This window comes from Elusimicrobiota bacterium (assembly GCA_041660925.1).
In the GTDB taxonomy this organism is placed as follows: Bacteria; Elusimicrobiota; Elusimicrobia; order UBA1565; family UBA1565; genus JBAZUV01.
Window position 1 is genome coordinate 110157 of record JBAZVI010000005.1, and the last position, 12792, is coordinate 122948.

The following is a 12792-nucleotide window of genomic DNA, read 5'->3' on the forward strand; positions in this document are numbered from 1 at the left end:
GCGGCGTGAACTCGCTGAGCATCGTCGTGCCCGCCTTCAACGAGGCCCGCACGATCCGCGGGGTCGTCGAGCGTCTGCTCGCGCTCAAGCTCCCGGTGCGCCTGGAGCTCCTCGTCGTCGACGACGGCTCCACCGACGGCACGGCCGACGCCCTCTCCGTCCTGCGCGACGCTCGCCTGAAGGTCCTGCGCCATCCGAAGAACCGCGGGAAGGGCGCGGCGGTGCGCACGGCCCTCGAGCAGGCCACCGGAGACTATCTCCTGGTCCAGGACGCCGACCTCGAGTACGACCCCGAGGACATCCCCCGCCTCCTCGAGCTCGCGGCGGCGGGCGCCCCGGCGGTCTACGGTTCGCGCATCCTCCGCACCGAGAACCCGGCCTCCTACCGGCGCTATTACTGGGGCGGGCGCTTCATCTCGCTGTGGACGAGCCTCCTCTTCCTGACCCGCATCACCGACGAGCCGACCTGCTACAAGCTCGTGCGCACCGAGCTGCTGCGCTCGCTCGACCTCCAGTGCACGGGCTTCGAGTTCTGCCCGGAGGTGACCGCCAAGCTGCTCAAGCGCGGGCACCTCATCGTCGAGACCCCCATCCGCTACCGGCCCCGCTCCATCGAGGAAGGCAAGAAGATCCGATGGAAGGACGGGGTCATCGCCCTGTGGACGCTGCTCAAGATCCGACTCGTCGGCTGATCGCGGCCGTCCCCGCCCGCGCTTGGTGGCTGGGGACCTTCCTCTGCGCGCTGGCCGTGCGCCTGGCCTGGCTCTGGGTCTGGCAGAGCCGCGGCTTCACCGACCGCTTCGGCTACGACCCCTACTTCACGATCGCCAACTTCTGGCACGGCTGGGGGCCGCCGTGGCTCGACGTGACGCACCCGCCGGCCTTCCCCTTCTGGATCTACCTGCTCCTCGGAGTCCTCGGCCGGCCGAGCCTCCTCGCGGTGCAGCTCGCCAACGTCCTGCTCTCGAGCGCGAGTCCTCTGCTGCTCGGGCTCTGGACGCGGCGCGCCTTCGGCGAGACCCCCGCCCGGCTCGCCGGCCTCTGGGCCGCCTTCGACCCGCTCCTCGTCTTCTTCGCCGTCCAGCCGCAGTCGGAGCCCTTCTTCGTCTTCGTCGAGCTCTGCTTCTTCCTCGCGCTGCAGGCCGCGCTCGCCTCGCCCTCGGCCCTGGGGGCCCTCGGCACGGGACTCCTCGGCGGACTGGCCTCGCTGACGCGCAGCGTCTTCGGCCCCTTCGCGCCGTTCCTCGCCGCGGCGCTGCTCTGGCCGCGCCGGCGCGAGCCGCGCGCCTGGGCGCTCGCCGGACTCCTCGCGCTGGGCTGGGCGGCCGGCCCCTCGCTCTGGGGCATGCGGAACCTGCGCATCCACGGCCGCTTCATCCCGCTCGCCGTCAACGGCGGCTGGAACCTCTGGGAGGGCTTCACGCTCGACCGCGAGGAGGTGCGCCGGCGGCCCTACGCGATGACGGAGGAGGCCGTGGCCGCCGGGCTCGACCCGCGCGACGCCGCGGCGACCGGCGAATACTTCGCGCGCAAGACGAAGACGTTCATGCGCGAGCACCCCGGAGCGGCCGCGCGCATCGTCGCCGGGAAGTTCTTCCTCTACTGGCGACCTTGGCCCTACGACCCGCACGACCCCCGCGTGCGCGCCGTGCTGGCCGCCTATTTCAGCGTCCTCTTCCTCCTCGCCGCGCTCGGGGCCTGGGCCGTGCGCCGCTCGGCGGCCGCGGCGCCGGTCTTCGCGCTCTTCGTCACCCTTTCACTGCTCCACTCCGTCTTCTTCACCTCGCTGCGCTACCGCACGCCGCTGGAGCCCTTCCTCGTCGTGTTCGCCGCGGCGGGAGCCCTGCGCCTGCTGGGCCGACGGCCGGAGGACGCATGAGCGCCCCGTTCTTCTCGGTCATCGTGCCTTCCTACAACCGCGCGCGCATGCTGCGCAGCGCGCTCGAGACCGTGCGCTGGCAGGACTGCCCCGACTGGGAGTGCTTCGTCGTCGACGACGGCTCCACCGACGACACCGCCGCCGTCCTCGACGCCTGCGCCGGCGACGCGCGTTTCCGCGTCATCCGCTCGCCGAAGAACGAGGGGATGAACGCTTCGCGCAACAAGGCCCTGCGCGAGGCGCGCGGGCGCTTCGTCACCTTCCTCGACTCCGACGACCTCTGGCTCCCGGGAAGGCTCGCCGCCTTCCGCACGCGCGCCGAGCAGGGACCCGAGGCCGGCTTCCTCTTCTCCAACGCATGGCTGCTGCGCTTCGACCGGGTCGTCGGCCTCCTCTTCGACCCCGCGCGCGAGGTCCCGGAAGGGCCCGTCCCGGGCCACTACGCGATCGGGGAAGGACGCCTGCCCTACGTGACCACCAACGTGGCCATCCGCCGCGACGCCTTCGAGCGCTGGGGTCTCTTCCGCACGGAGATGAAGACGCTCGACACGGAGCTCTTCGCCCGCTTCCTGCGCGAGGGCCTGCCGGTCGCCGTGCTGCGCGAGCCGCTCTCCGTGCGCCGCATGCACGAGGGACAGTTGACCGTGCGCTGGGAGGAGAACTTCCAGGAGGCCATGACGGCGCTCACGGCCTCCGGGGCCGACGAGGCCGAGACACGGCGGCTGCGCGCCCAGATCGCCTGCGAGATGGCCGGCTACCTGCTCAAAGGCGGACGCCCCGACGAGGTCCGTCCGTTCCTGCGCCGGGAGCTCGGCGCCGGCGCCGCCTCCCGCCCCGAATGGTGGTTCAGCTACGCGCCTGCCGCGCTCCTGCGTGCGCTCAAGTCCGCGCGGGCCCTCTGGCTGAAGACGCGCTTCCACCCGGCGTTCGCGCCGATATCGTACGGGGACGTCCTGTCGAAGGTGGAGCCGCTGCTGAGGAAGGAAGTCGACTAGCGGCCGGACTGCCAGCGGGCGACGGCCTCGGCGATGCGCTCGGAGGCCCGCCCGTCCCAGAGCGGAGGCACCTCGCCCTTCTTGCCCCGCCCCTCGAGGATGCGCCCGAGCTCCCGCTCGAGCTTCTCCATGTCCTGGCCGACGAGGAGGTTGGTCCCGGTCTCGATGGTGACCGGCCGCTCGGTGTTCTCGCGCACGGTGAGGCAGGGCACGCCGAGGAAGGTCGTCTCCTCCTGCACGCCGCCCGAGTCGGTGACGACGGCGAGCGCCGTCTTCTGAAGCGCGAGGAACTCGAGATAGCCGAGCGGCTCGAGAAGGTGGAAGGCCTCGCTCGAGGGCTTCAGGCCGAGCCCCTCCATGCGCCGGCGCGTGCGCGGGTGCACCGGGAAGACGACCGGCGCCTTGCGCGCGGCGGCGTCGAGGGTCTTGAAGATGCGGGCGAAGGTCGTCGGATCGTCGACGTTCGAGGGCCGGTGCAGGGTGACCAGCACGCTGCGCTCCGGCAGTCCCGGGAGGTCGGGCCGGCATGCCTGGGGGAGGAGCCCGACCAGGGTGTCGATCATCACGTTGCCGACCCGGCGGATCTTGGTCGCGGCGACGCCCTCGCGCCGCAGATTCTCATCGGCGTCGGCGGAGGGGGTGAAGAGCAGGTCGGCCACCTGGTCGGTGACGATGCGGTTGACCTCCTCGGGCATCGCGCGGTCGAAGGAGCGCAGCCCCGCCTCGACGTGCCCCACGGGCAGCGGCATCTTCGCGCAGAGCAGAGCGGCGGCGACCGTCGAGTTCACGTCGCCGTAGACGAGCACGAGCTCGGGGCGGCGCTCGAGGAGGACGGGCTCGAGACGCTCCATGACCTGCGCGGTCTGGGCGCCGTGGGAGCCCGAGCCCACCTCGAGGTTGACGTCGGGCGCCGGCAGGCCGAGCTGCCGGAAGAAGAGCTCCGACATGTTGGCGTCGTAGTGCTGACCGGTGTGCACGAGCAGCTGCTCGTGGCCGCGGGCCGCGAGCGCCTTGAGCACCGGGGCGGCCTTCATGAAATTCGGCCGCGCGCCGACGACGTGGAGGATCCTCACGGGCATATGATAGCTCTTTGCCGTCGACATTTTCAGGCGGTCCCCATCCAGGGAGCCCTCAGGCCGGGAGCATAGATCCGCTCCTCCTCGCGCGGCCGCGCCATCCCGCTGAGGACGAAGCGCCGCAGTTCCGCCCGCGCCCGCTCAGTCTCCGTGCCGAAGATCCCGAGCACGAACGCCTCATCGATGAGCGGGTCCGGCACCCCCTCCGCCAAAGCCGCCCAGCTGGACCACCGCCAATCCCCAGGCATCCCCGCCAACCCCGCCCGCACGGGGTTCAAGTGGATATACCGCACCATCTCCATGAACTGCTCATCCCGCTCGCATAACACCGGATAGTAATTGTCTTCGAACAGATGCCCACGAACACCGCGCCGCCGATTGAAGGCTTTTGCATAGCGCATGAGAACCGAATGCATCACCTTCCAGACGGGGTTTTGCAAGACCCTCAAGAGCAAATGAAGGTGGTTCGGCATCAGGCAATATGCGAACAAATCGAATCCGAACTTATGCTTCGACTTCTCCAGCCCGCGCATAAAGATCTCGACATCCGCATCATCCTCGAAAACCGTCTTCCCGCCGTTCCCACGGGTAGTAACATGAAGAATCGCTCCCTCGAAATGCCCGCCATCCCACTTCGCCATACAGAGACTACGCGCGACCAGGTGAAATAGTTCCACACCTGGTTTCCTCACACCAGGTGTCCGGACACCTGGTGTGAGGAAACCAGGTGTCATGACAATAGGTATAATCGCGGGCGCGATATGAAACAGGTACTTGTGACGGGCGGGGCGGGGGCGATCGGGCGCAACCTCGTGGACGCGCTGCTGCGCGAGCGGGGCACGGCGGTGACGGTGCTCGACGACGGCAGCTCGGGGCGGCTCGACCTCGTCCCGAAGCGCGCACGGCTCGTGCGCGGCGACGTGGCCGACGAGCGCCTGCTGGCGCGGGTCCTGCGCACGCCCTTTCAGGAGATCTACCACCTGGCCGCCTTCTTCGCCAACCAGAACTCCGTCGACCATCCCGTGCGCGACTTCCGCACCAACGCCCTCGGGACCGTGCTGCTGCTCGACGCCGCATCGCGCCTGCGCGGGCTCCGGGCCCTGGCCTTCGCCTCCACCTCCTCGCTCACGGGCGACCTGGAGGAGGGGCTCGTCGACGGCTTCAGCACCCCTTACATGGCCTCGAAGTACGCCGGAGAGCTCTGCGGCCGCTGGTACCGCGCCGCGCGCGGCGTGCCGCTGCGGGTCCTGCGCTACTACAACTGCTACGGGCCGGGGGAGTTCCCCGGCCGCTACCGCAACGTCGTCATCAACTTCATCGACCTCGCGCTGCGCGGCCTGCCCCTGCCGGTGACCGGCACGGGACGGGAGACCCGCGACTTCACCTTCGTCGACGACATCGTGCGCGGGACGCTGCTCGTCGCGCGCTCGCGCCGCGTCGACCCGCGCCGCGTCTACGCCCTCGGCACCGGGAAGGAGACGGCCATCGTCGACCTGGCCCGGACGATCAACCGCCTCGTCGGCAGCACCGTCCCGCTCGAGCGCAAGCCCCAGCGCGGCTGGGACCGCACGCGGCGGCGGCGCGCCGACTGGTCGCTCGCCCGCCGCCACGCGGGCTACCGCCCCAGGGTGGACCTCGAGACGGGCCTGGAGCGCACGATCGCCTGGTACTGCCGGGAGACGGGAAGGTAGCGTGCGCATCGGCCTGGAGATCACCGGGGCGCTCGCCGGCGGCGGCTACCGCCGCTACAACGAGTGCCTCCTCCAGGCGCTCGCCGAGGTCGGTCCCCAGCACGAGTACGTCGTCTTCGGCGCCTACTGGCGCGGCTTCCCCGAGCGCGGCGACGCGCTGCGCATCCCGAAGCTCCCCAACTTCCGCACCGAGTTCCGCCGCCTGCCGCAGTGCCTGCTCTACCCCGCCGAGGAGTACCTCGGACTGCGCTGGCATGAGAACTTCCTCGAAAGGCTCGGCGTGCAGGTCGTCCACGGCCTGGGCACGCGGACCCCGCCGCTCGAACGCATCCCCTCGACGATCACCCTGCACTTCTCGGGCCTCTGGGACTTCAAGGGCGTCTGGAACAAGTTCTACTTCGAGAAGCTCACCGAGCGCTCGGTGCGCCAGTCGGCGAAGATCATCTCCATCTCCGAACACTGCGCGCGCGAGTGCACGAAGGCCTGGGGGACGCCGAACGAGAAGTTCGCCATCATCCCCTATGGCGGTCCCGAGCCGCACTTCGCGCCCTCGGGCCGCCCGCCGAAGGACCCTCCCTACTTCCTGTTCGTCGGCATGACCCGCCCGCAGAAGCGGCCGCGCCTCCTCGTCGAGGCCTTCTGCCGCATGAAGGCACGCCGCCCCGACCTGCGCCACCGCCTCGTCTTCGCGGGAGCGCCGGGCGAAGACCAGGCCTGGCTCGAGCACCGACTCGAGCAGACGGGCATGCGGATGCACGCCGACTTCCTCGGCCTCGTCCCGCAGGACCGCGTGCACACGCTCTTCCAGGACGCCTACGCCTGCGTCTGCCCCTCCACCGAGGAGGGCTTCGCGCTCCCCGCGGCCGAGGCGATGGCCTGCGGGACCCCGGTCATCGGCGTCAACGCCGGGGCGCTGCCCGAGACCATCGGCGAGGCCGGCCTGCTCCCGGCGCCCGACCCCGATGCGCTCGCCGATGCCATGGAACGCGTCGCGATGGACCCCGCCCTGCGCGCGCGCCTCGCCGAGAGGGGCCTGGAGCGCGTGAAGCTCTTCTCCTGGCAGGAAGCCGCGCGCCGCACCCTCGCCGTCTACGAGGAGCTGCTCGCGGGGGCTCGATGATCGACCTCTCCGTCGTCATCCCGACCTACAACGAGGAGAAGCGGCTGGGTCCGGCCCTCGCCGAGACCCTCGACTACCTGCGCCGCGCGCCGGAGAGCTGGGAGGTCGTCATCGCCGACGACGGCAGCGTCGACGGCACCCGGGCCTACGTCGAGGAGCAGGCGCGCCGCGAGCCGCGCATCCGCCTCGTGCGGCTGCCGGAGAACCGCGGCAAGGGCGCGGCCGTGCGCCTCGGCATGCTCGAGGCCAAGGGACGCTGGCGCCTCTTCCGCGACGCGGACCGCTCGACCGCGATGGCCGAGTTCGACCGCTTCCGCCCGCTCCTGGCCGCCGGGGCCGACGTCGTCATCGCCTCCCGCCGGCTCCCCGGAGCGAACCTCGCCCGCCCGCAGTTCCTCCCGCGCCGCCTGCTCGGCATGGGATTCACGCGCCTGTGCCGCTGGGCCCTCGTCGAGGACGTCGTCGACTTCACCTGCGGCTTCAAATGCTTCACCGACCGGGCGAGCGCCGCCGTGTTCCCCCTTCAGCTCCTCGAGCGCTGGGGCTTCGACGGCGAGATCCTCTTTTTGGCGAAGCGCGCGGGCCTGCGCATCGAGCAGGTCCCGGTGACCTGGAACGACGAGGCGGGCTCGAAGGTCCGCGTCCTCATCGACGTGCCGCGCTCCTTCTGGGAGCTCGTCCTCATCCGCTGGAACGCCCTGCGCGGGATGTACCGCGCGAAGCCATGAGGACGAGCCGCTGCCCGCTCTGCGGCGGCGAGCGCCGCTTCCACATCGAGAAGTTCGGCCGGCGCATCGACGCCTGCGCCGCCTGCGGGACGGCCGGCGTCGAGCCGCTGCCCTCCGACGCCGAGATCCGCGCCATCTACACCCTCCCCTACTTCCAGGGCGACCGCTCGCGCTACGGCTACACCGACTACGCGGCCGAGTCCGCCCAGCACGCACGGAGCTTCGCCCTGCGCGCCGCCCTGCTCGAAGAGCTGCTCCCGCGCCGCGGCGGCCCCCGCAGGGTCCTCGACATCGGCTGCGCGAACGGCTCCTTCCTCGCGGCGCTGGGCCCGGGCTGGGAGAAGCACGGCATCGAGGTCTCCGAGGACTTCCTGCGCGCGAGCCCGCCGCCGCCCGAGATCCGGATGTTCGTCGGCGACGCGCTCGACTTCCCCGAGGACCGCGGGCCCTTCGACGCCGTCACCCTCTTCGACGTGCTCGACCACGTGCCGCGCCCGCTCGCGATGCTCGACAAGGCCGTGCGCCTGCTGCGCCCCGGCGGGGTCCTCGTCGTCCAGCAGGGCGACCGCATGAGCCTCTTCGCCCGCCTCCTCGGCCGGCGCTGGCACATCTACATCCCCCCCACGCACCTCTGGTACTTCACCCATAGCGGCCTGCACCGCTTCCTCCGCGAGCGGGGTCTGCGCGTCGCGCGCGACGTCTTCGAGCCCCGCTGGGCCTCCCTCTCGCTCTGCCTCTTCCGCCTCAGCTACATCCTCCCCTCCGGGCTCGTCGACCCCTTCCGCCGCCTCCTCGACGACACCGCCCTCGGCCGGCTCTCCGTGCGCTTCAACTTCCGCGACGTGGTCACCGTCTACGCGCGCAAGGCGGACGCTTGAGGTTCTGGAACCGTCCCCTCGCGCAGGCCGCGCTCGTGAGCGCCGCGGTCCTCTCTCTCGGCCTCTGGGGCATCGGCTGGCTCCTCCCCTCTCGCGCGCACCTGGCCTGGACCCTGCCGCCGGGCCTCGACACGCCCTCCTTCCACGCCGAGCTCCAAGAGAGCTGGAAGCGCATGCACGCGGCCCTCGGCGAGAACCTCATGCTGGCCTCGCAGGAGGCCACGAGCTTCCAGGGCCTGCAGAGCGCGCCGGGCGGCTGGACGAAGCCGCCGGCGATCCTCCTGAACCCCATCCGCTCCTTCTACCTGCGCTCCGCCCACGACGACGAGCAGACCTTCCTCCTCCTCTTCGCGAAGATGAAGCCCCGGCAGCTCGACTTCCGGCCGCGCATGTACCTCTACGGCGGAGGCTACCTCTATCCGCTCGGCGCCTGGATGGGCGGCTCGACGCTGCTCGGCCTGGGCCGGCTCTCGCGCGACCTCACCGACTACTTCGCGCGCCCCGAGGGGCTCGCGGGACTCTATCTCTCCGGCCGGCTCTTCTCGCTGGCGATGATGCTCTTCGGAGCCCTCTACCTCATGGCGCTGGCCCGGCGGCTCGGGCTCACCGGCTCCGCTCCGCTGCTCGCGGGGCTCGTCTACGCGCTCTCGCCGGGGGTCCTCGTCCAGGCGCACGTCATGAAGCAGCACACGCTCTGGCCGCTCGGCCTCCTCGCCTGCTTCCACGCCTGCCTGCTCCTCCTCGAGGAAGGCCGGATGCGGCGCTGGGCCGCGGCGGGCGCCGCGGCGGGCCTCGCGGCGGGGACCTTCTCGGTGGCCGTCTACGCCGGGCTCCTCCCCGCGGCCGCCGCCGTCCTGCGCCTGCGCCGGGGAGAGCGGTGGAGCGGCGAACTCAAGGGCCTCCTCCTGGCGGCCGGCGCGGCCGCCGCCGCCTTCTTCGCCGTGAACCCCTACTGGCTCGCCGACCTCCCCGGGGTGCGCGCAGAACTCGCGGTGCAGGCGGGCTACTCCACGCTCTCTCCCGCCGCGCTCGCGCGCTTCCTCGCGGTCCCCATGCGCCTGGCGCTCACCTGGCCCTTCGAGCTCGCCGCCTTCGCGGGCGCGTGGCTCGCCCTGCGCGCGGCCGACGACCGCCGCCGCCTGCTCGGCGCGGCCTTCCTGCTCTCCCTGCTCCCCGCCCTCTACACCGCCGCGTCCGTGCAGAGCCGCGGCATCCGCTACGTCCTCGCCTCCGTCGCCTTCGGCGCGCTCCTCTGCGCGCTCTCATGGGAGCGTCTGCGTGCCGCGCGCGCGCAGACCGCGCGCGTCCTGGCCGGCGCCGCGCTCCTGCACCTCGCGCTGAGCGCGGCCAACGTCTGCGCGAACTTCGCCGCGGCCGACGGGCCCGCCTCGACGCATCGTCGCGCGGGACTCTGGCTCGAGGAGCACGTGCGGCCCGGGGAGAGCGTAGGTCTCTGGGAGCTGCCGCGGCCGGCGAACTCCCCCTACTTCCGGCTCGACCGCTTCCCCCTCGTCTTCCTCGACTACCGCGACGCGGAGAAGCTCCCGCCCTCCGCCCTGCCCGACTGGATCGTCGTGCCGCAGATGCAGGTCTTCCGCCGACCCGAGGCGCTCGCCGTCCTGAAGTCCTATGGGAAGGCGGCGGACTTCGAGCCCGCGCCCCTGCTGCCCTGGCTGGGCATCCATCCGACCGCGACGACGGCGAACCCTTCCTTCACGGTCTACCGCCGACAGGGGAGGGCGTCATGAGCGCCGAACCGCACCTGCTTCCGGCTGGACACCTCGCGCAGCTCGACCGTCTGGCGCGCACCTACTGGTGGCACGTCCACCGCGCGCGCACGACGCTCATGCTCGCCCGCCGCTTCGGCGCGCCCTCGCGCGGGCGCTACGTCGATCTGGGCTGCGGCCCGGGCGCGAGCACCGCGGTGCTCGCGCAGGGCCTCCTCGCGGCGGGGCTGCGCGGACCCGAGGCGCCCGTGGGCGTGGACGTCGACGCGCGCCTCGCCGAACCGTGCCGCCGCAACGGCGTCGACTTCATCCGCGGGGACCTCGAGCGCGGCGAGATCCCGGGCTGCCCGCAGGGGATCGGCGTCTTCACCCTGCTCGACGTCCTCGAGCATCTGCGCGAGCCGGAGAACGTCCTGCTCGGCCTGCGCCCCCACCTCGCCCCCGGCGCGCTGGGGCTCATCACCGTGCCGGCGTATCCCGGGCTCTACTCGGCCTGGGACGAGCGCCTCGGACACCTGCGGCGCTACACGCGCCCGGAGCTGGCGGAGCTCTTCGACGGCGCCGGCTACCAGACGCTGTGGACGAGCCACCTTTTCTCCTTCGCTCTGCCGCCGGCCTGGGTCTCGCGCCGCCTGCTCGGCGGCGGGGGCGCCGGCGCGGAGTTCCCCGAGGTCCCGGGCTGGCTCGACGGGACGCTCAAGAGCCTCGGGGCGCTCGAGCGGGCCTGGCTGGGCATCCTGCCCGCGCCCTTCGGGACGTCGATCGCGGCCGTCGTCCGCGTGACGGGATGACGGGCACGACAGAGGTTCGAAGAATGGCACACGAAGAGACGCCGTCGCGCTGGCCGCTGATCCTCGTCCTGGCGGGGACCTTCCTCTCCTTCCTGCTCGCGCCGCTCTACATGAGCCACCTGCGCGCGAAAGCCGCGCGCGAGCTGCCCGCGCGATGGGAGAGCGTCGGGAACAACGGGAGCTTCGCCTACGCCTCGCCGCTGCTCATCACCGCGAAGAACATCGAGGAGGGCATCTACGCGATCAAGGTGGCCGAGCTCCTGCGCCGCGGCCTTCCCTACGACCCCTACCTCGGGGACCGCTCGCTGAAGTCCTGGCTCTTCGACTGCCTGATGTTCTTCCCGCTCGCGCCCTTCGTTCTGCTCGCCGGAGGGAGCCTCCATTGGGGCTGGGTCCTCGCGGCGGCCTCCTTCGCGACGCTCTGGGTACTGCTCTTCCAGCAGGTCCTGCGCCGCTGGAGCGGAGACGCGCGACTCGCCCTGTTGGGCGCGGTCGGATTGTTCTTCTTCATCGACTCCGTCGTCCACCTCTTCCTCGTCGTCCACTTCCCCTTGCGCGCGCTCCCCAACTGGGCCTTCCTCTTCCTCGCATACGCGACGGGCCAGGTGCAGTGGATGCGCCTGCCGACCCCGGGCATGACCGCACTGATGCTCGCGCTCGCGCTGGCGGGACTCTTCGCGCTCGCGGCTTCAGGGAAGCGCCGCCCGCTCTCCGCCCTGCTCTGCGGCCTCCTCCTTTCCCTGCTCGCGCTGGCCCACCCCTTCGAGTGGGTCTACGGAGTCGGCACGGGCGCGCTCTTCCTCGCCGCCGCCTGGGGCCTCGGAGCCGCGCCCGCGACCCTCTTCAACCTCGCCTTGGCCAACGCGGTCTCCCTCCCGCTCTCGGGCGCTTATTACGCGCTGGCCGGCCGCCTGACCCGCGACGTCGTGGGCGACGTCATCCTGCGCTGCGGGATCTACGAGCGGGAGTTCAAGTGGCCCGCCCTCTTCTTCCTGCTCTGGGCCGCGCTGTTCTGGCGCAAGGCCCTCAAGGCGGACGGCACGCGCCGCCTGGCCTGGGGCTTCTGGGCGTCGGGAGCGTGTCTCGTCTTCTTCTCGGGAGGGATCTCTCTGCTGACGGGCTATGAGCTCCAGTTCTACGGACACCTCGCGCGCATCGGCGCCGTCGCGCTCGCGCTGGCGTCTCTGTGCTGGGCGCTCGAGCGGCCCGAACGGCTCGCCTGGGCGCGCCGGCACGCGCTCGTCCTCGTCGCCGTCGTCTTCGCCTGGGTGTTCCTGCGCGAGAAAGCCTGGTCGGACACGCACTACCGCATATTCGGCACCCCGCGCCATATGGAGGAAGGTCTCCGCTGGGCGAAGGAAAAGCTCCCGGCCGAGGCGCACCTCCTCTCGATCTCCGGCCCGACGACCCAGCAGATCGCCCTCAACGTCGGCGCCCGCGCGCTGGTCAGCGACGGGGCGACGTCCTACAGCATGCCGCTCTCGACCGAGCGCATCCTGCGCGGCTTCGCGCGCACGCTGAAGACCGCGGGCGCCGACCCGGAGCGCATCCTCGCGGACCGCTACGACGACTTCGTCCGCAAGGACGACCTCAAGCAGCAGACGGCCTACTTCAACCGCGACGTCTCGCTGGAACGGGCCGAGGAGGCCACCTGGCCGGTCTTCCTGCTCGCCTATGAGGGCATCCGCGAGGCGAGGCGCCTGCTCCATCGCGACGAGATCCTGCGCTACTACCGCGAGGAAAAGCCGCTGCCGCCTCCCTACTGGCTCTGGGTGGGGAAGCTCGACGAGCCCTACCTGAGCGTGAAGCCCGAGAAGCGCGGCGGCCGCCTCGTCTTCGAGAACCCGGGGGTACGGATCTATCAGTTCAAGTAACGTCCAGTAAGAACGTCCTTTCCTTACTCCCCT

The 12792-nt window shown here is 71.3% G+C and carries 12 protein-coding genes; 10 read left to right on the plus strand and 2 right to left on the minus strand.

Annotation, left to right across the window (positions count from 1 at the left end; genetic code table 11):
* Positions 1-5 precede the first annotated feature (5 nt).
* The 3 genes from WC969_08550 to WC969_08560 are packed head-to-tail and all read left to right on the plus strand — an operon-like array spanning position 6 to position 2874.
* Positions 6-692, plus strand: a complete 687-nt coding sequence (locus WC969_08550; protein MFA6029888.1) for a glycosyltransferase family 2 protein — start codon at positions 6-8, stop codon at positions 690-692.
* Positions 659-1879, plus strand: coding sequence for a glycosyltransferase family 39 protein (locus tag WC969_08555; protein MFA6029889.1), 1221 nt, complete (start codon positions 659-661; stop codon positions 1877-1879). The genes WC969_08550 and WC969_08555 overlap by 34 nt, the downstream gene beginning before the upstream one ends.
* A complete protein-coding gene (locus WC969_08560) occupies positions 1876-2874 on the plus strand; it encodes a glycosyltransferase family 2 protein (protein ID MFA6029890.1) in 999 nt (332 codons plus the stop codon). The genes WC969_08555 and WC969_08560 overlap by 4 nt, the downstream gene beginning before the upstream one ends.
* On the opposite strand, the gene wecB is transcribed toward WC969_08560, so the two are convergent.
* A complete protein-coding gene (gene wecB, locus WC969_08565) occupies positions 2871-3947 on the minus strand; it encodes a UDP-N-acetylglucosamine 2-epimerase (non-hydrolyzing) (protein MFA6029891.1) in 1077 nt (358 codons plus the stop codon). The genes WC969_08560 and wecB overlap by 4 nt on opposite strands.
* Positions 3948-3979: 32 nt before the next feature.
* Positions 3980-4591, minus strand: coding sequence for a transposase (locus tag WC969_08570; protein ID MFA6029892.1), 612 nt, complete (start codon positions 4589-4591; stop codon positions 3980-3982).
* 120 nt (positions 4592-4711) lie between these two features.
* Between WC969_08570 and WC969_08575 the strand changes: the two genes are divergently transcribed.
* Genes WC969_08575 through WC969_08605 form a run of 7 tightly spaced genes read left to right on the plus strand, consistent with a single transcriptional unit; the run spans position 4712 to position 12759 of the window.
* Entirely contained in the window at positions 4712-5641 is a 930-nt protein-coding gene (locus WC969_08575) for an NAD-dependent epimerase/dehydratase family protein (protein ID MFA6029893.1), read from the plus strand.
* Between the two features lies 1 nt (position 5642).
* Complete coding sequence (locus WC969_08580) at positions 5643-6761, plus strand: glycosyltransferase family 1 protein (GenBank protein MFA6029894.1); 1119 nt, start codon at positions 5643-5645, stop codon at positions 6759-6761.
* A complete protein-coding gene (locus WC969_08585) occupies positions 6758-7489 on the plus strand; it encodes a dolichyl-phosphate beta-glucosyltransferase (GenBank protein MFA6029895.1) in 732 nt (243 codons plus the stop codon). Before WC969_08580 ends, WC969_08585 begins: the two co-directional genes overlap by 4 nt.
* Positions 7486-8367 (plus strand): class I SAM-dependent methyltransferase, encoded by an 882-nt coding sequence (locus WC969_08590; GenBank protein ID MFA6029896.1) that lies wholly within the window; start codon positions 7486-7488, stop codon positions 8365-8367. Before WC969_08585 ends, WC969_08590 begins: the two co-directional genes overlap by 4 nt.
* Positions 8364-10115 (plus strand): glycosyltransferase family 39 protein, encoded by a 1752-nt coding sequence (locus WC969_08595; protein ID MFA6029897.1) that lies wholly within the window; start codon positions 8364-8366, stop codon positions 10113-10115. The genes WC969_08590 and WC969_08595 overlap by 4 nt, the downstream gene beginning before the upstream one ends.
* Positions 10112-10885 carry a methyltransferase domain-containing protein gene (locus WC969_08600; GenBank protein ID MFA6029898.1) on the plus strand — a complete coding sequence of 258 codons (774 nt, stop codon included), beginning with the start codon at positions 10112-10114 and terminating at the stop codon, positions 10883-10885. The genes WC969_08595 and WC969_08600 overlap by 4 nt, the downstream gene beginning before the upstream one ends.
* A gap of 23 nt (positions 10886-10908) precedes the next feature.
* On the plus strand, positions 10909-12759 hold the full coding sequence (locus tag WC969_08605; protein MFA6029899.1) for a hypothetical protein: 1851 nt from the start codon (positions 10909-10911) through the stop codon (positions 12757-12759).
* Positions 12760-12792: the final 33 nt, after the last annotated feature.

Coding starts and splice junctions, on each gene's coding strand:
- WC969_08590 (MFA6029896.1), top strand. CDS start 7,486: ATGAGGACGAGCCGCTGCCCGCTCTGCGGCGGCGAGCGCCGCTTCCAC.
- WC969_08570 (MFA6029892.1), bottom strand. CDS start 4,591: ATGGCGAAGTGGGATGGCGGGCATTTCGAGGGAGCGATTCTTCATGTT.
- WC969_08585 (MFA6029895.1), top strand. CDS start 6,758: ATGATCGACCTCTCCGTCGTCATCCCGACCTACAACGAGGAGAAGCGG.
- WC969_08605 (MFA6029899.1), top strand. CDS start 10,909: ATGGCACACGAAGAGACGCCGTCGCGCTGGCCGCTGATCCTCGTCCTG.
- WC969_08575 (MFA6029893.1), top strand. CDS start 4,712: ATGAAACAGGTACTTGTGACGGGCGGGGCGGGGGCGATCGGGCGCAAC.
- WC969_08560 (MFA6029890.1), top strand. CDS start 1,876: ATGAGCGCCCCGTTCTTCTCGGTCATCGTGCCTTCCTACAACCGCGCG.
- WC969_08600 (MFA6029898.1), top strand. CDS start 10,112: ATGAGCGCCGAACCGCACCTGCTTCCGGCTGGACACCTCGCGCAGCTC.